Origin of the sequence: Pedobacter metabolipauper, from assembly GCF_004362715.1 — a bacterium.
Classification (GTDB): domain Bacteria; phylum Bacteroidota; class Bacteroidia; order Sphingobacteriales; family Sphingobacteriaceae; genus Pedobacter; species Pedobacter metabolipauper.
Map to the genome: position 1 here is coordinate 812,774 of NZ_SNYC01000005.1, position 19,832 is coordinate 832,605.

General features: G+C 42.2%; 16 protein-coding genes. 5 read left to right on the forward strand and 11 right to left on the reverse strand.

All coding sequences use genetic code 11. From position 1 onward, the window contains the following. Position 1 precedes the first annotated feature (1 nt). Positions 2 to 886: a class I SAM-dependent methyltransferase gene (locus ATK78_RS15895; protein ID WP_133577092.1), complete on the forward strand. Its 885-nt coding sequence runs from the start codon at positions 2 to 4 to the stop codon at positions 884 to 886. Positions 887 to 1,109: 223 nt separating this feature from the next. Here ATK78_RS15895 and ATK78_RS15900 read toward each other — a convergent pair whose 3' ends face one another. From ATK78_RS15900 to ATK78_RS15925, 6 genes are all read right to left on the reverse strand, one after another. Continuing rightward, entirely contained in the window at positions 1,110 to 2,138 is a 1,029-nt protein-coding gene (locus ATK78_RS15900; RefSeq protein ID WP_133577093.1) for a hemin-degrading factor, read from the reverse strand. 90 nt (positions 2,139 to 2,228) lie between these two features. Beyond that, positions 2,229 to 3,029: a heme ABC transporter ATP-binding protein gene (locus ATK78_RS15905; RefSeq protein WP_133577094.1), complete on the reverse strand. Its 801-nt coding sequence runs from the start codon at positions 3,027 to 3,029 to the stop codon at positions 2,229 to 2,231. After that, positions 3,026 to 4,048 (reverse strand): FecCD family ABC transporter permease, encoded by a 1,023-nt coding sequence (locus ATK78_RS15910; protein WP_133577095.1) that lies wholly within the window; start codon positions 4,046 to 4,048, stop codon positions 3,026 to 3,028. Before ATK78_RS15910 ends, ATK78_RS15905 begins: the two co-directional genes overlap by 4 nt. A 26-nt stretch (positions 4,049 to 4,074) precedes the next feature. Then, the gene (locus ATK78_RS15915; RefSeq protein WP_133577096.1) at positions 4,075 to 4,947 is read right to left on the reverse strand and encodes a heme/hemin ABC transporter substrate-binding protein; all 873 of its coding nucleotides are present in this window, start codon (positions 4,945 to 4,947) and stop codon (positions 4,075 to 4,077) included. A 99-nt stretch (positions 4,948 to 5,046) separates the two neighbouring features. Beyond that, on the reverse strand, positions 5,047 to 6,441 hold the full coding sequence (locus tag ATK78_RS15920) for an HmuY family protein (RefSeq protein ID WP_133577097.1): 1,395 nt from the start codon (positions 6,439 to 6,441) through the stop codon (positions 5,047 to 5,049). A gap of 20 nt (positions 6,442 to 6,461) precedes the next feature. Beyond that, positions 6,462 to 8,534 carry a TonB-dependent receptor plug domain-containing protein gene (locus ATK78_RS15925; RefSeq protein WP_133577098.1) on the reverse strand — a complete coding sequence of 691 codons (2,073 nt, stop codon included), beginning with the start codon at positions 8,532 to 8,534 and terminating at the stop codon, positions 6,462 to 6,464. A 205-nt stretch (positions 8,535 to 8,739) separates the two neighbouring features. Here ATK78_RS15925 and ATK78_RS15930 point away from each other — a divergent pair, with 205 nt between their 5' ends. Continuing rightward, complete coding sequence (locus ATK78_RS15930; RefSeq protein WP_133577099.1) at positions 8,740 to 9,786, forward strand: hypothetical protein; 1,047 nt, start codon at positions 8,740 to 8,742, stop codon at positions 9,784 to 9,786. A 131-nt stretch (positions 9,787 to 9,917) separates the two neighbouring features. Here ATK78_RS15930 and ATK78_RS15935 read toward each other — a convergent pair whose 3' ends face one another. Further along, the gene (locus tag ATK78_RS15935) at positions 9,918 to 10,580 is read right to left on the reverse strand and encodes a DUF6266 family protein (protein ID WP_133577100.1); all 663 of its coding nucleotides are present in this window, start codon (positions 10,578 to 10,580) and stop codon (positions 9,918 to 9,920) included. 693 nt (positions 10,581 to 11,273) lie between these two features. Here ATK78_RS15935 and ATK78_RS23090 point away from each other — a divergent pair. Beyond that, complete coding sequence (locus ATK78_RS23090) at positions 11,274 to 12,233, forward strand: helix-turn-helix transcriptional regulator (RefSeq protein ID WP_166664897.1); 960 nt, start codon at positions 11,274 to 11,276, stop codon at positions 12,231 to 12,233. On the opposite strand, the gene ATK78_RS15945 is transcribed toward ATK78_RS23090, so the two are convergent. After that, positions 12,230 to 12,709: a DUF6702 family protein gene (locus ATK78_RS15945; protein WP_133577102.1), complete on the reverse strand. Its 480-nt coding sequence runs from the start codon at positions 12,707 to 12,709 to the stop codon at positions 12,230 to 12,232. The genes ATK78_RS23090 and ATK78_RS15945 overlap by 4 nt on opposite strands. Before the next feature lie 68 nt (positions 12,710 to 12,777). Between ATK78_RS15945 and ATK78_RS15950 the strand changes: the two genes are divergently transcribed. Then, the gene (locus ATK78_RS15950; protein WP_133577103.1) at positions 12,778 to 13,362 is read left to right on the forward strand and encodes a HupE/UreJ family protein; all 585 of its coding nucleotides are present in this window, start codon (positions 12,778 to 12,780) and stop codon (positions 13,360 to 13,362) included. A 6-nt stretch (positions 13,363 to 13,368) separates the two neighbouring features. Next, the gene (locus tag ATK78_RS15955) at positions 13,369 to 15,699 is read left to right on the forward strand and encodes a M1 family metallopeptidase (protein ID WP_133577104.1); all 2,331 of its coding nucleotides are present in this window, start codon (positions 13,369 to 13,371) and stop codon (positions 15,697 to 15,699) included. An 85-nt stretch (positions 15,700 to 15,784) separates the two neighbouring features. On the opposite strand, the gene ATK78_RS15960 is transcribed toward ATK78_RS15955, so the two are convergent. From ATK78_RS15960 to ATK78_RS15970, 3 genes are read right to left on the reverse strand one after another with little or no spacing between them, the layout of a single operon-like run. Next, positions 15,785 to 16,219, reverse strand: a complete 435-nt coding sequence (locus ATK78_RS15960; RefSeq protein ID WP_133577105.1) for a tail fiber domain-containing protein — start codon at positions 16,217 to 16,219, stop codon at positions 15,785 to 15,787. Positions 16,220 to 16,276: 57 nt separating this feature from the next. Continuing rightward, a complete protein-coding gene (locus ATK78_RS15965) occupies positions 16,277 to 16,741 on the reverse strand; it encodes a hypothetical protein (protein WP_133577106.1) in 465 nt (154 codons plus the stop codon). Between the two features lie 4 nt (positions 16,742 to 16,745). Next, positions 16,746 to 19,757, reverse strand: a complete 3,012-nt coding sequence (locus ATK78_RS15970; RefSeq protein ID WP_133577107.1) for a DNA gyrase/topoisomerase IV subunit A — start codon at positions 19,755 to 19,757, stop codon at positions 16,746 to 16,748. Between the last annotated feature and the right edge of the window lie 75 nt (positions 19,758 to 19,832).

Sequence of the window (19,832 nt, forward strand, 5' to 3'; positions counted from 1 at the left end):
TATGATAAGCCTGTTAACACCCACACACTGGAAAGATTATGAGTTGATTGATTGTGGTGATTTTGAAAAGTTAGAACGTTTCGGTAACCTGGTCCTATGCCGGCCGGAGCCGCAAGCGGTATGGAAAAAAACTTTTTCCGATCAGGACTGGAAAAAACAAACGCACATCCGTTTTAAAGGCAGGTCAGCAACCTCCGGAGAATGGATCAAAAGCTCCGCCCACCTGCCGGACCGCTGGAATGTGGAATATAAAAATGATGATGTTACGATCAATTTACGCTTAGGTCTTACTTCCTTTAAACATGTTGGTGTTTTTCCGGAGCAGGCTGTAAACTGGGATTATATCTCCTCCTCGATAAAAAAATTCAAAAGTCCGGTTCCCAAAGTACTAAACCTGTTCGCTTATACCGGAGCAGCCTCACTAATTGCAAAAGCAGCAGGAGCAGACACCACGCACGTAGATTCCATCAAACAGGTAGTGAACTGGGCCAATGAAAACCAGGAATTGTCTAAACTAAAAGATGTACGCTGGGTAGTAGAAGATGCGTTAAAATTTGTAAAAAGGGAATTAAAGCGAGGTAAAAAATACAATGGGATCATTTTAGATCCGCCTGCATTTGGTCACGGGCCAAATGGGGAGAAATGGAAACTGGAAGACCATATCCAGGAAATGATGCAGGATGTGGTACAGCTTTTGGATGAAGAAGAACACTTCCTGATCTTAAATACCTACTCCCTGGGCTTTTCATCAGTGATTGTAGAAAACCTGATCAGAACCTCATTCCCGCAGGTACAGAACCTGGAAACGGGTGAATTGTATCTACAGGCTACCTCGGGCATTAAATTGCCATTGGGCGTATTTGGAAAATTCAATACCTTTAAATAATCAGTTACCCTCATTTGGTTCTGACGGTTTCAGACAGGATGGTCTAATTAAACGGAATTATCTCCAGGTACCATTTAGCCTGGCCGCATCAAATCGCAGCATGATATCATAATTAGACAAAATAAGGCGCCGGGGCCTAATCCGACGCCTTCTAAACACACTTAGAGCCAGTAACACCTCACTGCCTAAGTTTCTTTCGCTGTCAGTTTAGCCGGATAAACCGTTAAACCAGTACAGCCAGTTCATTGGCGATCATTCTCCAGTCTTCATTTTCAGGAATACCTGGTTTACGTTTTCCGAAGAACTGAACAATGATATTTCCTTCCGCATCAAATACCTCGATGCTGGTAACATAACCATCATCAGTTGGTTTTTTAACCAGCCAGATCGACGCAATTCCATCCATACGCAAGTGCATATTAAATTCCGGATCAAGTACATTGAACCACGGACCGGTTTCCAGGATCTTTTTGATCAGGCCCGTATGGATCTGGATACAGCCTGCGCTGGATACAAAGACCATAATTTCCAGGTCTGTTACCGAGATCTTCGTTAAAATTGCTTTCAGCGATTCCAGGCTGATCTGAGCAGCATGTCCTTCCGGAGCCAGACGCAATGCCTGGGTACGGGTTAACCCATACTTACGGATCAGGCCATGAAAATCATGCGTATCCTTTAATGCGAGCCAGCCTGCTTTAAACGCATCAACATCTGCTTCAGCATCCGGTTTTTCTGTAACAATAGCTTTTTCCGTATTAATTTCCAGTGTTCTGTGTTGATCTTCTGCAGTATATTTTTCTACCAAGGCGGTATATGCAGCTTCATCACTGGTATCAGTCAGGTAAATTTTATGAAGAGCAACGCCATCCTTACCAAAGAACTGCAAACTCTTACGTCCGTTTTCGTCAACGGCAAAACCGGATTTCCACTGACCCATGAACAGCCTTAAATCAATATCCGGGTTGACGGCCAATCCCATAGCGCCATCAAAGGTTACTTTTTTATAAATACCTTTACGCTCATGTACACAATGGTCATTGCGGGTTAATCCCATCACATAACCAATGCCTTCAATTTCTTTTAAAATTTCCTTGAACTGGTCTTGTAAACGGATCGCCGTCTCCCCTACCGATGTGGCTATTAATTCGGCTTCAGTAGTGCCCATTTGTTTAGCCGCATCCCTGATGCGAAGTTTTGGGTTTTCTAATTTAAAAGACTCCCATTGGCTTTTTAAATCTAATGTCTTTTCCATATCCTTAATTTTAATATTTATATTTTCAACAACTATTTTACCCATTTAAGCAGGCCATCGTACTGAGAATGTCTGTTCCGGATCCTTATATTACATACCCTGCATGTGCGGGGATGCTGCAGCAGCAGGAAACACAAGCGGGCAATCGTAATCTTCACTTGCCATCAATTTCACTTTAATGTTAAACGTCAGCTCTATATTCCCGGTATTGATCACACTTAATGGTGTTCCATCTGCCACCTTTTTACCATTTTTGAGCATGATGATCTGATCTGCGAAGCGGGATGCAAAATTGATGTCATGCAAAATACAGATCACCGTATATCCGCGGTCGGCCATACTGCGCGCCAGCACCATGATCTGCTGCTGGTACTGCAGATCTAAACCATTGGTGGGCTCATCCAGGAACAAACAGGCATTTGGGTTATCGTAGATCTGGGCAATTACACGGGCAAGCTGTACACGTTGCTGCTCTCCGCCAGATAAGGTATTGTAATCCCGCCCAGCCAAATGGGTAATGCCTGTTTCTATCATCACCTGCTTCAATACCTCATGATCATGTAATCCGGGCTGCTGGTCAAAATGAACATACCTGCCCATCATCACCAGTTCTTCCACTAAAAATGAAACAGAAAGGGTATTGTGCTGCTGAAGCACGGCCCTGGTCTTAGCCAGATCAGTAAGGCTGTAAGCGGTAATGGCCTTATCGTTGATAAATACCTCGCCCTGATCGGGCTTAATGTCGCGGCACAGCAATTTCATCAGCGTCGTCTTACCCGCACCATTTGCACCCAGAACGGCAAGCAGCTCCCCTTTCTTCACGTCAAAGCTCAGGTTATCTACTAAATTCCGTTTTCCGGCTTTAAAGGTCAGGTTTCTTACTTTGATCATCGCAATGCGTTTTTATTTCTTTCTGAAATGATAATGTATAAAAATACCGGTGTTCCGATCATGGCCGTTAAAATACCGATTGGAAGTTCAGCCGGAGCAACAATCGTTCTGGCAATCAGGTCTGCCCCGGTTAGCAAAGCTGCACCCAATATTGCGGAAGCAGGAATCACAAAGCGGTGATCGGCAGTAACCGTCATCCTTAAAATATGAGGAATGATCAGCCCAATAAACAGAATGATCCCGGCAAGGGCAACAGAAGCACCAACGGCCATGGTAGCCATCACAATAATAATGCGCTTCACCAATTTCACATTGATCCCGAGATGCTGGGCCTGTGATTCACCAAGTGCTAATGCGTTAAGCGATTTAGACATCAAAGGCAATCCGAAGATCGGGATCAGCACGAAAGGCAAAAGCGCCGTTACGGTTTGCCAGCTTGCGCCGCCAAGACTACCTAAATTCCAGAAAGTGATGCTTCTCAACTGGGCATCATTGGCCAGGTAGGTAAGAAAGCCGGTAAAGGCATTTGTTAACGCATTGATGGCCAATCCTGCCAGCAGTAAGGTCGTGATCACTGTCTTACCATTTTTCATCGCAATGCGGTAAACAATCGTCGTGGTTATGCCGGCACCGATAAAGGCAACGATGGAAAGCACATAAAAACTCCAGATGCCGGTTAATTGTTTAAAAAGTTTGATCTCCAGTACGATCATCATAACCGCAAACAAAGTTGCCCCTGAAGAGATCCCGATCAAACCCGGTTCAGCAAGCGGATTTCGGAATAAGCCCTGTATGGCAGCACCAGAAATCCCAAGAGCGGCACCAATTAGTACGCCTAATATCACGCGCGGCAAACGCAGGTTAAAAAATACGGCCGCCTGCTGGGGCTGAAAATCCTGCTGATCAGATAATCCGGTATGGTAACTGATCATAGAAACCAATTCCGGAAGACGGATTGTAACGGCACCAATACAGGAGGAAACGACCATGATGGCAATCATCAGGACGAGCAGCAGCATCAATATATATTTTGTTTTACCCGTCACTACTTTACTGCAGCATTAATTTTATCAGACAATTCTTTTATCGCAATGCCAAGGCGCATGCCAAAACCAGTCAGCAATTCACCATTCATGGTGATGATGCTTTTATTCTTTCCAGCATTGGTTTCTGACACACCCTGAATACCCAATAATCCGGTCACACCACCAAGACTTTCCAGTCCGTCGTCAAACAACAGGATCACATCTGGATTGGCCTGCACCAGCGACTCAGGAGTTAAAGGCTTATAGTCGTTAAAACCTACCACTGCATTTTGTGCACCGGCAAGTTCAATGATGCTTTGTACCTGCGTACCAGCACCAGCCACCATCATGGTGCCCGTTCCGCGGGCATAAAGGAATAATACCTTCGCTTTTTTAGGCGTATTTGCAAGCTGCTTTTGGGCAACTGCCATTTCAGCATCGAATTTTTTGATCAATGAATCTGCTTTCGCCGGACTCTGCAGACTATCCCCAACAGAACGGATCAGGTCTTTGGTTCCCTGTGCAGAGAACTCCTGTTTAAAAAGCAAGAGTTTAATTCCAGCAGACCTAAACTGTGCAGCCAGTTGTGGTGGTACTTCTTTCTCGATACCAACTACAATATTTGGTTGTAAAGCAAGCACACCTTCCACATTAATCTTGCGGTTATGACCAATCTTAGGTTTCTTTTTCAGGCTTTCCGGGTAGTTACTGGTAATGTCAGTGCCCACAATATTTTTTTCAAGACCCAGTTCAGCAACGATTTCACTTACGGTACCATTTAAAGAAACGATCTTAATGGTATCCGGTAATTGCTGACCTGCATTTTTTTCAGTGCTGTTTCTGCAGGCGCTAAATAAAGCAAGGACCAGGCATAGTCCTATTAATCTTTTCATACGTTAAATGTAATAATAATCTATATTAATTATAAATAAAAAGAGGAGCTTCCGAAGGGCATCGGAAGCATTCCTCATCAACCAAACTAAACCAAATCTTTATGCTTTTTTAACCAGCTTATATTCAATAAGCGGTTTACCACGTACCCCGCCATCAGTAGGATGAAAGTTTATAAACTTCAATTTGTAAACATTTCCTGATGCATCTTTCAACACATAGAAACGGTCTGTTTTTACACCGACTGTTCCGCCAGAGGTTACCCTCCAGTTCGAACCGATCACATCACGGTTTGTTTTAAACTCCGTAGTCGCAATATTGCTTTCTTTATAATCTGCATACGTTACTGTAGCGGTCAGCACTTCAGCAGCCTGAACACCTCCGATTGAATTGATGAAGACAAGGTCTGAAAAACCGTAAGGCAATGTTCCGGTTAAATACATGCTGTATCCCCAAACCAGGTCCCACTTCGCTTTTGCAGGCTCCACATTTACAACTTTATTGGTCACCAATGAAGCAAACTGGAAGTTGTAGGTATTATCCTTAGTGATGTCAATTGTTTTAAAGGTTGTTTCAGAAACCTTCGCATATTGAAGGGAATATCCGGTGGTACCTTTTCTGATCACTTTGATCTTATACAGATCTGCAAGCTCAGCTACGGTATTCGAACCGCCTTTTCTATTGATGATATAAACTTTATTTTCAGCATCCGCAGCAGACACTGCGGCAATTGCTGTTTTATTCAGAATGTTTGCTTCCCTTGGATCGTCAATCAGTGCGAAAGTTCCGCCTCCCTGTCCAACTTTCAATGTATTTGGATCAAAATCTGCCGCAGTAACCGCGTTTAGATCTGTTTTTGCAAGTGCAATGACAGAAGAACCGTTGCTTGCATTCAGGATCACTTTAAAATCCGTACCTGAGTAAAAGCCAAGGTCCCAGCTGTCACGATCAACCGGAACCTGGGCATTTCCGCTAAAATCTACAAATACAGAATTGCCTGCACTTGCACCAATTTCGGTAGAAATGATTCCGTTCAAGGTCATTTGGGCACCGTCAGAGGTAATGGCCGCAAAGCTCAGCTGAGATTTAAGAACCGTTCCATTCAGTATTGGCTGTGTAACAGTAGCAATGGTAAAATCGATACTTTCCGTACCATTGATCACTGCATTGGCTACTTTTTTAACTTTAAAAGACACCGAGCTGCTGCCAGCAGGAATGGTTAATGCCAATGTATTGTTTACTGCAATGGGATCCGTTGTAAATTCAGTTCCGTAGGCTACACCGTTCCCGGTTAGTGTAACGGTTAATGGAATGGCCACATCGGTTGCTCTGGATAAGTTGATATTGACTACCGATTCTGTTGCAGAAGCTTCCAGTCCTTGTTTATCTGCAGCAAAGCTGATTAGATTGTCTGGAAGCGGCGGATCTGATTTTTCACAGGAAACGACAGAAACAGAAAGCGCGATGATAAATAGAAAGTTAAAAATTTTGTTCATTTTGTATAAATTAGTATTAATTAGTTTTTAGACCATTGCAGGGTTAAACCCAGGAAGAAAGAGCGGCCATAGCCCATGGCTACAGAACCACCCGGACTGTGGGGATCGGTATTGGTACCGGTGGTATTGAGCCTGCTTACATCGAACAGGTTTCTTGCACCGGCATTGATGGTGATGAAATTGTTCACCGATTTATTGAGGGTAAGATCAGCCAGGTGATAGGATGCTACTTCTCCCAGAATGACTGTATTTTGTCCGCTGGACAAGCTCGTGGTATATTGCTGGTACCTTCCGGTAAACTTATAGAAGAAGCCAATATTGGCATCCAGTTTAGGAAACGAATAAATGATGTTGGTATTCAATTCCGGCGACCAGGTAAAGCTTGGAGAATCGCCAAGTTCAGGTTGTTCTGAATACTGGTTGTAGCGGCCAATATAGGACAGTCCCAAGCTTGCCTGTACATTTTTAATATTCAGTGTATTGTTCCACTCTGCCCCCGTCGTTTTAAATTTTCCAATATTGATGTATACACTGGAATTACTAACCGCAGCATCTGTACCAATGTCTATCCTGTTTTTAAATTCATTGTAAAAACCACTTAGAATTGTACTTAGCCGAACCGAAGCTGTGCTTTTTAGTGCCCAGGCCAGTGAACCGTTAAAACTGTTGGAATGTTCAGCCTTCAGGTTTTCATTTCCAACGATATCGTGACTGGAGTCTTTAAATATAAAATAGAGTTCCCTCAGAATAGGTGCCCTGAATCCCCTGGCGTACGCGAATCTGAGGTCGAGCTGTTCATTTAACCTAACTTTTGCATTTAGCGATGGAATTACCGGAGGTGCATCGTATACCGAATTATTCAGGAACCGAAGACCGGGTCTAAGCTGGATGGCAGGATTTAGCTGGATCTGGGAAGAGATAAAAAATGAGTAATCATTGATCACCGGATCACCCTGGATCCTTGCTCCTTTGCCAGAATTGTTATTGTATTCAATTCCAGGCTGTAAAGAAACCGATGGCGAAAGTTTGTAAAGTGCGGTCCCCCTGAAAAAGGTACTGCTAAATACGTCTTTATCCTGCGATCCCGGATCAATGGATAAGGTTTCACTTCCGGTATTCAGGTTTAAGTTGGTCGATTGTGTTCTGCGGCTATAATCGGTATAGGAAGCTGCCGCATTGAAGCTTAGTTTATCATTAACTGTTAAATCTGCCTGGGCCTGGTGAAAAAAGCGTTTGGACAAGTATTTCTTATCAGATGCGATCGGCGCACCATTGTTGGTGATGATATCGCCCAGGTAATGCAGAGTTTCATCAGTTCCGTTAAAACGGTACCAAACATCCAGATTATTCATTTTATAACCCGCCAATGCCGTTCCAAGCCACTGGTCTTTAGGAAGCCATTCTTTAGCCCTGCCTGTATGGTCACCCTGCCATCCGCCAAAGTTATTGCGGGTTGCAGAGAGGCCGAATCTCCAGGCATTATTCTGCCAGTTGACACCTAAATTACCGTTATGGGTACCTCCCTTGTTAAAGGCACTGTATTCTGTTCCTGCGCTTTCTTCCTGTAAACGGGCATTTACAGAGAGTTGGTTACCGGTAATTCTTTTGGTAATGATGTTGATTACACCAGCCATTGCGTCTGTGCCGTACATTACGGACATTGGCCCTTCAACGATCTCAATGCGTTCAATGGTATTCACATCAATTTGAGCAAGACTTTCTTTCGCGGTACCACGGTCTGCCATAGGCACTCCGTCCAACAGGATCTTAATCCCCGCACCATCCATGCCCATCAATTGCGGATCACTGATCCCGGTTGCCGGATCATTAGAGAACCGGATTCCAAGCTCAGTGGATAAGATCGTTTTTAGATCTGTTGCCGCCCTGAGTTTGATCATTTGGCTATTGATCACGCGGACATTGTATACGGATTTTTTTAAAGATTGAGGTTCAAACTGACCGGTAATGACTACTTCCTGTAATTTCAACAGGCTATCGGCTGTAATTTTCCTGACGGGACTTGTTTTATCCTGCTGGGCACCGGCATTAAAGACTAAAAAAGAGAGAATAACTGCAGGTAAAAAAGACTTCATGTAAAATTATTTAGAATCATTTCAAATAACAGCGCAAACATAAACACTTATTTAGACTAAATACAAATAATATTGAAAATAATTTAATATTCAATCTATGCCTCCTTTTTATTCATTGAAGAGTGTTATACTTGTATGATTTTAGTGCGGAACAGCTTTGTTCAGTTTAAAATCACATCTAATCTTAAAAAAACACGTATAAAAAATGAAATTACCTCAGCTAGCAGGGATGCTTTTAGTCGGAATGGCCTCAATTGGCGCATGTATAAGCTGCACCTCAGACAACGCCGCTAACGGAAAGACCAAAACTACGGACTCTGCGTCCGCGGATTCAACGGTAACAGAAGCAGAGATCAGTACGACTACTCCTGTTGACACTGCCAAATACAATGCGGCTGTCCTTAAACTTGCCAATGGTGACACCACAGGCAAATGGCCGGTAAAAAAACAACCTTATCCATTGGCCGGCGCTATTCTTCCATTTAAACGGATCGTGGTTTATTATGGCAATTTACATTCTAAAAAAATGGGTGCACTTGGAGAGTATGCTCCAAAAGAAATGTGGACCCGTTTAAATGCAGAAGTTAAGAAATGGAATAAAGCAGATCCAGCTACTCCAGTGCAGGCCGGTGTTCACTACATCGCTGCTGTGGCAAGCGGTACCCCAGGAAAAGATGGCAAGTACATCAACCGGATGGGCGATAAACAAATTGACTCAGTGATCAAGATTGCCAAGATGAACAATGGTATTGTATTCTTAGATCTTCAGGTGGCCTTGAGTACCATTCAAAGCGAATTGCCAAGGATCGAAAAATACTTAAAAATGCCGCATGTACATTTAGGGATCGATCCGGAATTTTCTATGAAAGATGGCAGCAAGCCAGGTAAAAAAATAGGAACCTATGACGCAGCAGATATCAACTTCTGTTCTGATTATTTAGCCAAACTCGTAAAAGCAGGCAATCTGCCTCCAAAAGTATTTGTCGTGCACCGTTTCACTAAAAAGATGGTAACGAATTACCAAAACATTAAACTTCGTCCGGAAGTACAGATGGTAATGCACATGGATGGATGGGGCGAGCCGGAACTTAAAAAAGGTACCTACCGTCACTTTATCTATTCTGAGCCCGTTCAGTTTACCGGGTTTAAAATATTCTACAAGAACGATTTGAAAAAAGCGCCGAACCGTTTAATGACACCAGAAGACCTGTTGAAATTGAAACCGGCACCGATCTATATTCAATACCAATAACACCAGATCACCATCATTTGCATACTAAGAAGATCCCGGCATTCACCGGGATCTTTTGGTATTTATACCTTGCATTAAATTAAGTTCGTGATCAGGAATGTGCTGCATTTGAGACCCGTATTGTCATTCAATTAATCCACAGAAGGTTTAAGGGTTCCGAGATAAACGCTATTTGCTATTTTTTTACGGTTCATGGCAGTAACACCAACGTACACATGCAGCTCTTTGCCTATAAGCCGGTTTCGAAAGGTAAAGCTGCATTTTTGCCGGGCCCTGGTTATTCCGCCAATAAAACCTTCAGTCTCGTGAAATTCAGGGCAATATATGGCCAGCATCAGCTGGTCATTAAATTTGGCTCCTCCCGGATAGGACATTTTCCAGTTCAACTCTACGGTATTGGGTTCGGTTAAGGTTACAGTTAGCTCTTCCAGCGGAGCCAGCTTCCCTTTGCTGATGATTACTTTAGAATAATCGATACCCAGATTCTGATAAACGCCGGTTATTGCATTTTTCATGGTTTCTGAATGGCAAAGATTAATCTCTGTCTGGTTGTCTGCGATGTTTAGAAAGCCAACATTGATAAACTCATGAAAGGGAACAAGCCATTTCGACACAAAGACAAACCGCTCCGTAGCTGCCAGTTGTGCTTCAGTCCGGGGCTTTCGCGCCTTTTCCTTCTTTGTTTTCTTTTTGGGTGCCTTCCTGATGGTGGAAATGCTTTTCCACATCGAGCCAACGATATTGCCTACTTTACCTGAAAAAGATCCAAAAATCCCATTTTTTGCTTTTGCCATATTTTTTGTTTTTAAATGATTAGATTATGAATTGAAGGTTGCCCCTTACCAGGGCTAATGAGGGAGGCATCGGGAGTATATACAAAAACGGACGTTATTTGTATCAAATACGGCTTTAATACCTGTTTTCTATTGCTAAAGCAATAGCAGAGCAATACAATACCCAAACAAAAGCAATACAAAATACGGAGTATAAGTAAGCCCTGCCCGACACCTTCCCTAGCCCAGCCCAACCCTGATGTGTTGTGTGTACCCATTTTTTATTGATTTTAATTTAATGAAATTCCTAAACCTATAAATCACTCTTGTCAGATAAAATTACCCGATCAGGATTGTTGATTTTGCGTGTATACCTGATGTTTAATTCTACAACTCACTTAACATCAAACACTTCCTGTCTGAATCAAACCTAGTGATAATAACATGAATATTTTTCATGCAAATATTTGATCTCTAGAATCCTGTGTATTTTTTAGCGCTTTTTGCGCTTTTTGGCGCTTTTTGCGTTCTGTGGCGTTTTTCTACTTTTTTGGCGTTTCATTTGACATTAAAATGACAATTTATTTAGCCCATAACTAGTTCGGGAGAGGAAAATGGTGCTTTATTAAAAAGCAGGATAGCAAATAAACTGAAAATCAGGATACTATAAATTATATTATAGTTATTACATTTAATCTTTGATTTTTAATGCGTATGAAGCAGCCTTATTTAACACTTAACTTACCTGTTAAATTAACTGAAGATTTATCATTGGAAAATCTTCCCGATTTTTGCACTTACCCAATTCAATATGCTTCTTCCAAATTAATTACCATTCCGGAAGGTCAAATCCTGGATCAATCGTTCAGCCATAAGTTTTCACATATAAACCTGTTAGAATATAACTTACAGGAGGATGCTACGATCTCCTATACCGTTGATGAGTCTTCTATCGTGATGCTCTTTATAATTACAGGAAGTTGTTCCTGTGCGCTCACCCATTATCATCCAGGGGTGTATAAAACAAATTTTACCCAGGGCAATCATAAACTGCTGATGTTTAACATCAGCTTAAATTGGCTATTGGAAAAACTTCCTGAATTACCGGGTCTTCTTCCCCTTTTTGACCATGCCGAGTATGTGCAAAAGGGATTACTATCGTTAGGCTTCTGCCCATCTCTGAAAAAATTAATCACGCCGGCCAAAAAAATTTTGATCCTGGATAAAGATTGTCCAAAAAAAATGGAATCTTCTATAACCAGGCATTTGGAGCAGATCCTCAAAAAATACCACGGCATGCTTTTGCAAAAACATTTCAATACAGCAACGGTCCATGAACAAAAAGCACTTGAAATTGATCGCTTTGTAAAAGCCAATTTCTCCAGTAAGATCATTGAAAATGAAAAGACAATAGCTGATCTGCTTCTTTTGTCCAGCAGCAACCTGAACCGCATCTCCAGAAAAGCCTTTGGGATGCCTTTCCATCAGCTGGTGATAAAATATAGAATGCATTACGGATTAAAAGATCTTTTACTCAGCAACAAATCCATTAAAGAAATTGCAGTTACGGTTGGTTATGAAGACGCCAGTTATTTTAGCCGTGCATTTAAAAATTACTTTGGTATATCCCCTACTGAAATCCCCAGGGCTTACAGTAAGCATTCCATGAATTAAAAAGAAGAAAACTCTACTTTATGCTCCGGATTGTCCAGCTTTGTACTCTTCCGTTTGCCATTGACAATGGCATGGATCATATTGATCTGGCTACTGTGCTGCTCTAAAAGGATGGTGTTCTCTATGGCAAGCCGCTGGATCACGTCTGTAGCTTCTGTTTCAAAATAACACCAGGCTGCATCCTCTTCAATCTCATAACCTACATATTTTAAAACCAGCGATTTGTTATTCGCCTTGATCTTTAAATGATTTTTGACATAATCTGCAATAAGCCCGTCTGCCTGTTTGCGGTTGGATGGCTTTAAGATATTTACCCGTACCTTATAATTCTTATCCAGCGCATTTTCAAAATCATCAAAAAATACACGCACACTGACCTGCACCACCTTTGTTTTTTGGTTTTGTTCGATCTCTGTTACACTCACATAAAACGGATGAAAAAGGCTGAGCCAGCTAAAAAATAGGAGTTGTAACATAATTGTTTTGATCCGCTTAAATTAAGTATTGTTTGCGATTTTTAACCAAAATTACAAATTAATAAACAATGCAGGATTTTTGGCTCTATTTTGATCTCGGCTGGCACCACATTCTGGACTGGCAGGGATATGACCACATTCTTTTTATCATGGTGCTTTGCGGAATGTACCTGCTTAGCGACTGGAAAAAGGTTTTGATCTTAGTTACCGCCTTTACCATTGGACACAGCATCACGCTTGCACTGAGTGTCTTTAAGGTTGTTACCGTAAATACAGCCTGGATCGAATTCCTAATTCCTGTCACCATTTTAATTACGGCCCTGACCAACATCCTCAATAAAAGGCAAAAACCAAAACATGTTGGCTATAGATATTTCATTGCTTTATTTTTCGGGCTGATCCATGGCATGGGTTTTTCTAATTATTTAAAGAGCCTGCTTGGAAAAAGTACAAATATTGTTGCCGAACTTCTGGCTTTTAACCTGGGTTTGGAATTTGGGCAGATTATTATTGTCATTGCCGTACTGATTTTATCTTTTATTTTGATTTTCATTGTAAAAATAAAGCGATGGGACTGGAATTTCTTCCTCTCATCTGCTATATTTGGTATTTCCTTAATCATGGCACTGGAAAGACTTCCAATTCACTTATAAAATAATATGAAGAAAAGATTACTCCTGCTGGCGGCATTGTTTTTTAGTGTAACCACTTATGCGCAGTTATTAACCAATCCCGGATCAAACCACGGTAATAAATTTGAACAGTTAGGAACCATTCTTTCTGATCCAAACTCTTATCGTTCCGCTTCAGGTGCTCCTGGCCCCGCTTACTGGCAGCAGCGTGCTGACTATCTGATCAATGCAGAACTGGACGAGAAGAAATTGCTGTTAACAGGCGCCGAAACCATTACTTATTACAACAACTCTCCTGATCCGTTAAGTTATTTATGGGTTCAGCTTGATGAAAATCAAAATAAGTCGACAAGCGACAATAAGCTTACAGAAACCAGTAAAATGACGGATAAGATGAGTTATAAAGACTTATCAGGAATTATCCGCGCAGAGAATGATCTTGGCGTGAAGATCATTAAGATCACCGATGAGAAAGGCAGTCCCCTTCCCTACGTGATCAACAATACCATGATGCGGATTGATCTGCCGGCAACACTGAAGCCAAATCAGAAATATATTTTAAAGATCTCCTGGAATTATAAGATCTCAGACCGCATGGTTACCGGCGGCAGAGGTGGTTATGAATATTTTCCTGAAGACGACAACTACCTGTTTACCATTACCCAATGGTTTCCACGGATGGCCGTCTATTCTGATTTCCAGGGATGGCAGAATAAACAATTTGAAGGAAGAGGTGAATTTGCCCTGGCCTTCGGAAATTATAAGGTAAACATGACGGTTCCCGCAGATCATGTGGTAGGCGCTACCGGTGAATGCCAAAACTATGCGCAAGTATTAAGCGGAGCAGGCTTAAAGCGCTGGAATGATGCACAAACAGCAAAGGCACCTGTGGAAGTGGTGAACCTGAGCGATGCTAAGTCGGCAATGACTAAAAAATCTGCTGCAAAGAAAACATGGACCTATACGGCAGATAATGTGCGTGACTTTGCATGGGTTTCTTCCAGAAGATTGGTTTGGGATGCAATGGCCACCTACGTTGATGGCAAAAAGATTATGGCCATGTCTTATTATGGCCCTGAAGCCTATCCGCTTTACAACCGCTACTCTACAAAGGCCGTTGCCCATACCCTTAAAGTATACTCTAAACACACCATTCCCTATCCATATCCGGTTGCCATTTCTGTAGAAGCTTCAAATGGTATGGAATACCCAATGATCTGTTTCAACTATGGCCGTGCTGAAAAAGACGGCACTTATACTGAAGCGGTTAAATATGGTATGATCGGTGTAATTATCCATGAGGTTGGCCATAACTTCTTCCCTATGATCGTAAACTCTGATGAGCGTCAGTGGAGCTGGATGGATGAGGGACTGAATACTTTTTGCCAATTCCTGGCGGAACAGGAATGGGACAACCAGTATCCATCATCCAGAGGTCCGGCACATAAGATCATTGATTATATGAAGATGCCAAAAGATCAGTTGGAACCGATTATGACCAACTCTGAAAACATCATCAATTTTGGTCCGAATGCCTATGCCAAACCTGCTACCGCCTTAAACATTCTAAGGGAAACCATTATGGGACGGGAGCTTTTTGATTACGCCTTTAAAGAATATGCAAAACGCTGGGCTTTTAAACATCCTACCCCTGCTGATTTATTCAGAACCATGGAAGATGCGTCGGCTGTAGATCTGGACTGGTTCTGGAGAGGCTGGTTCTTTAGTACAGATCCTGTAGACATTGCATTAAATGATGTGCGCTACTATCGCATGAACAGCATGAAGCAGTCCATCGAAAATACCGAGAAAAAGACCGCTTACGATAAAGATGCAAATTATATCGGCCGTGAACGCAACCGTGTTGCCGGCATTAAATTCGCAGTAGAACAAGACACGAGTCTGCTGGATTTTTACAATAAATTTGATCGTTTTGAAGTTACCAAAACTGCCGATCAGGATTTCCAGACTTATTATGCCGCATTAAGTGCTGAAGAGAAGAAATTATATGAAAGCAGGAAAAACTTTTATGAGCTTGAATTTTCAAACATCGGCGGATTGGTGATGCCAATCCTAATCGAGTGGACCTATAAAGATGGCAGTAAGGAAATTGAAAAATTACCGGCATACATCTGGAGAAAAAATGAGAACAAGGTAACCAAAGTGTTTGCGAAAGATAAAGAAGTTGTCTCTGTACAGATAGACCCTAACCGGGAGACTGCAGACATTGACGAAAGCAACAATTCCTGGCCAAGAAAAAGTCAGCCTTCAAGGTTTGAGTTGTTTAAGCAGCAACAAGCACCGAGAGGCTCGTCTACTGGTGCCAATCCAATGCAGGAATCCAGGAAAAAAAGTTAAACTGATATTTATAAAAAATGCCATCTTTTCGGATGGCATTTTTTATAACGGGCTGATTGCTGAACCTGGTTCTTTCAATGCAGCGCTATTTCGCTTGTGTTTTTAAAAGTTGTACTTCCTTTTTAAGCTGCTCTATTGCTTCCTGCTGTTCCTGAATTGCTGCAACCAGCACAGGAATTAAACTTTCCGTTTCTACAGCATCATACTTCGCAATTTTCGACTCGTTCTTACCGCCATCATAAAATCTAGATGCTTCATAAACCAGTTCCGGAAATACAGACTTTACATCCGGACTTAAAAAGCCATATTGTAAGGTTGCAGGTAATTTTAGATGTTTAAAGGTTTGGGTATCATATTTAAAGGTAATTGGTTTTAAACTATTTAACCGCTGTACCGCGTTGGGTACTTTATTTACTTGTTGTTTTAACTGTTGTTCTTCAATTTTTTGCGCGTTTGCAGAAAGTGCAAAAAGGCTGATTAAAAAGCCTGTACCCAGACTTTTTGATACTAAATGATTCATAATAATATAATTGTGTTGTTTTTAAATGCGAATTGATTAATGGTATTTTTACTCGTCCTAAACTTCCGGAGGCTGATACGGCGAGTCGTAATACGAAGAAATACAAGAGACAGTATATGGTGTAAAGATCATTTGAGCATTTGGGTGCCGGATTAAACCAGCCAGGTCTTCCGTAATAAAGGCATCCTCAGGAAGCTCTGTGTTTTTAGATTCCTTTTCTTCATCCGGCAGGCTTTCGGAATCTGGATCAACTCCCCGGTCCCCATCATGGTCTGTACCTAAATCTTTGTCAGGATTTATATCCCGATCCGTATCCCGGTCTGCATCCTGATCTTTATCTGTATATCTATGTAGGTTCGCCATTTGATCGGCATCCTGATCAATTCCAATGTTTGCTGGATCTGTATAAGTAATGATTGCTGAATTTGTATAAAAAGAAAACACAGAAATATGCTTTGCTGCCAAAAATGACAACAAAATAAAAAGACCTGTAAACTTCCTCAATCCCAACATCACATTCATTGTTTTAAAACAGTTTAGTCTGCCCCGTATCGTCGATATCCAAATCATCCGGGTTCGTGATCTCCAGATCTATTTTCTTCACTGGCTTAGCCTCAGGTTTATCTGGCGTACCCCATGCTTTTTTAGCCTTTACACCGGCCTTTATTTCAGCAGGCACCGCTGGCGTTTCTGCAGTTTTTTGATCTGGTTCCTTTTTAACAACCGGAGCCGGCTCCGCTGCAGCTGTACCCTCATCAGAAGCAACTGGTGTTATTTTAGATGTTTCTTTTACTTTAGGTGATTCTGTTACTTTGGGCAATTCCTTTGGCTCAGTAACGGAAACATCAGGTGCTTTATCGCTTTGCAGCAGTTCGGAATCCTGATCCTCCTGATCCTGAATTATCGGATTATCAGTACTGTCATCGTCCAATGCACCTTCATTCACTGCATCTTCTGCTCCAACCGTTTCACCTTGCTCAGCATCATCTTCGTCGGCAGCTTGTACAGGAACTTTCGCCTCTTCAATTACAGCCTCCTGCTCTTCATGATTGGAGATTGAAATATTTTTCACCTCGTGTTGTGAAAGCCGGTTCCCATTTGCCTTGATGCCTTTTACATCGATGAATTCTGTCAGCAACACCTCCACGGTTTCAGGGATCTGTGTTTTTCCTTTCAGCACATCAACCGTTAATACAGCGGCAGGATTACTCGTCAGGTAAATAAATTTAGAGCCTGTTTCTTCACTGATCAGGTTTCCTTTTCTTCCTACCGCTATGGGTTCAAATACAAACCGTTTAACAAAGTAATTCTTGGCCTTGCCTTCAAACTGCACTACGGTAAAAGGCTTTTCAGGATCAAACTTCTGGATCAGGATAAGATCCGCGTCAAAGTGATTGCTCAACTCAAACGTACTGAGTTCATACCAGCCCTCTTTATGAACCTGCAGAATTTTATCATCTCCATCAAATTCACCCAGGTATTTTCCCCTGCCGTCTACATTCAGGCGTCTCAGCAACTCGTCGTACCAGATCTTTAATCCGGAAAGCGTTGAGATGCCCTTGCTTTTAAACAATATCTTTTTAATCGGATACTTGGATACAATGTTACCCTGAGAACCACGGCCCTTGATCGCGATCTCTGCATAATCCAGGTCAAACTGTAATTTCTTCAGCTTGGTATGCGGCTTAAGCTGCACCGTAATGACCTCGGCTTCCCCATTTGGGTTTGCGGTAAAATATAAGATCTTAGAACCCTTGCTTCCCTTGGTCAGGTCGTACTCTTTGTCACGCGTTACGCCAACTACGGCAAAACGTTTCACATAGGAAACACCGCTGGCCCCATCTTTATAAATTAAATTGTAAACCGTACGTTCATCGTTCTTTTTAAAGATCTGCGCATGCAGGATCCCTTTACCAACGAATGTCTTATCGGCAACTTTCGTAATGATACATTTTCCGTCTTCCCGGAATACGATGATCTCATCCAGATCGGAGCAGTCGGCCACAAACTCATCCTTCCGCAATCCTGTTCCAATAAAACCATCTTCACGGTTCAGGTATAATTTGACATTTGCCAGGGCAACCTTAGAAGCTTCAACCCGGTCGAACAGGCGGATCTCTGTCTTCCGTTCCCTTCCCTTGCCATATTTATCGCGAAGTTTCTGGAACCAGGCAATGGCGTAATCGGTGAGGTGGCGCAAATGATTTTTAACCACCTTGATCTCATCTGCCAGTGATTTCATGTGTTCATCGGCCTTTTTCACGTCAAAGCGCGTAATGCTGCTCATCGGTTTATCGATCAGCTTTTTAAAATCTTCCGGCAGGATCTCCCGGTAAAGCTGGGGCATAAATGGTGCGAATAACCGGTTCAACACTTCAACCACCATGTCAAAGTTATTCGAATTTTCATATTCTGCGTTCTTATACATCCCTTCCTGGATAAAGATCTTCAGCAATGAGCTGAAGAAGATCTTCTCCTGAAGTTCATGAAGCCTGATCTCCAGTTCCTGCTTCAACAAGGATTTGGTATGCAGCGTATTTTGATTGAGGATGTCATTAACCCCTAAAAACTGGGGCTTATCATCTTTAATTACACAGGTATTTGGAGAAATGGAAACCTCGCAGGAGGTGAATGCATACAAGGCATCTATGGTTACATCCGGAGAGATTCCCGGAGCCAGATGAATGACAATCTCTACATGCTGTGCGGTATTGTCTTCAATCTTCTTGATCTTGATCTTTCCTTTATCATTGGCAGAAAGTACACTATCGATTACAGAACCGGTTGTGGTGCTGTAAGGGATCTCGGTAATGACCAGTGTCTTTTTATCTTTCTCCGTAATTTTTGCGCGCACCCTGATCTTACCTCCGCGCATCCCTTCATTGTATGCCGAGAAATCGGCCATTCCGCCGGTAAAGAAATCAGGTAATATATTGGAGCGGTTGCCTTTTAAAATTTCTATGGAAGCATCTAAAAGTTCCAGGAAATTATGGGGCATCACTTTAGTAGCCAAACCTACCGCAATACCCTCTGCTCCCTGTGCAAGCAATAACGGGAATTTAACGGGTAAGGTGATCGGCTCATTGTTCCGGCCATCATAACTCAGCTGCCAAACGGTGGTGTCCGGGTTAAATACCACGTCGTTTGCAAATTTAGAAAGACGGGCTTCGATGTAACGGGCAGCGGCAGAGCTGTCTCCGGTAATTGGATCTCCCCAGTTACCCTGGCAATCGATCAGCAGGTCTTTCTGTCCGATTTGAACCATCGCATCCCCAATAGAGGCATCCCCATGCGGGTGATACTTCATTGTATTTCCAATTACATTCGCTGCCTTATTAAAGCGTCCGTCATCCATTTCTTTTAAGGAATGCATGATCCGTCGCTGAACCGGTTTTAAACCATCGTTGATGTGCGGAACTGCGCGATCGAGAATTACATAGGACGCATAATCAAGGAACCAGTTTTCATAAAGGCCATTTATTGGGATCACATGATGTGTACTTTCTTCGCTTATGTTGTTTTCTATTTCGTCGCTCATCAAAAAAAGATTGGATTTTGTAAATATAAGGCTTAATGCAAATTTTATGAACAGAAGTTTTTAACAGTTCTTAAA

Bases quoted from the DNA above. Each gene is read 5' to 3' on its own strand.
- ATK78_RS15895 (WP_133577092.1), top strand. From the start codon at position 2: ATGATAAGCCTGTTAACACCCACACACTGGAAAGATTATGAGTTGATT.
- ATK78_RS15900 (WP_133577093.1), bottom strand. From the start codon at position 2,138: ATGGAAAAGACATTAGATTTAAAAAGCCAATGGGAGTCTTTTAAATTA.
- ATK78_RS15905 (WP_133577094.1), bottom strand. From the start codon at position 3,029: ATGATCAAAGTAAGAAACCTGACCTTTAAAGCCGGAAAACGGAATTTA.
- ATK78_RS15910 (WP_133577095.1), bottom strand. From the start codon at position 4,048: ATGCTGCTGCTCGTCCTGATGATTGCCATCATGGTCGTTTCCTCCTGT.
- ATK78_RS15915 (WP_133577096.1), bottom strand. From the start codon at position 4,947: ATGAAAAGATTAATAGGACTATGCCTGGTCCTTGCTTTATTTAGCGCC.
- ATK78_RS15920 (WP_133577097.1), bottom strand. From the start codon at position 6,441: ATGAACAAAATTTTTAACTTTCTATTTATCATCGCGCTTTCTGTTTCT.
- ATK78_RS15925 (WP_133577098.1), bottom strand. From the start codon at position 8,534: ATGAAGTCTTTTTTACCTGCAGTTATTCTCTCTTTTTTAGTCTTTAAT.
- ATK78_RS15930 (WP_133577099.1), top strand. From the start codon at position 8,740: ATGAAATTACCTCAGCTAGCAGGGATGCTTTTAGTCGGAATGGCCTCA.
- ATK78_RS15935 (WP_133577100.1), bottom strand. From the start codon at position 10,580: ATGGCAAAAGCAAAAAATGGGATTTTTGGATCTTTTTCAGGTAAAGTA.
- ATK78_RS23090 (WP_166664897.1), top strand. From the start codon at position 11,274: ATGAAGCAGCCTTATTTAACACTTAACTTACCTGTTAAATTAACTGAA.
- ATK78_RS15945 (WP_133577102.1), bottom strand. From the start codon at position 12,709: ATGTTACAACTCCTATTTTTTAGCTGGCTCAGCCTTTTTCATCCGTTT.
- ATK78_RS15950 (WP_133577103.1), top strand. From the start codon at position 12,778: ATGCAGGATTTTTGGCTCTATTTTGATCTCGGCTGGCACCACATTCTG.
- ATK78_RS15955 (WP_133577104.1), top strand. From the start codon at position 13,369: ATGAAGAAAAGATTACTCCTGCTGGCGGCATTGTTTTTTAGTGTAACC.
- ATK78_RS15960 (WP_133577105.1), bottom strand. From the start codon at position 16,219: ATGAATCATTTAGTATCAAAAAGTCTGGGTACAGGCTTTTTAATCAGC.
- ATK78_RS15965 (WP_133577106.1), bottom strand. From the start codon at position 16,741: ATGAATGTGATGTTGGGATTGAGGAAGTTTACAGGTCTTTTTATTTTG.
- ATK78_RS15970 (WP_133577107.1), bottom strand. From the start codon at position 19,757: ATGAGCGACGAAATAGAAAACAACATAAGCGAAGAAAGTACACATCAT.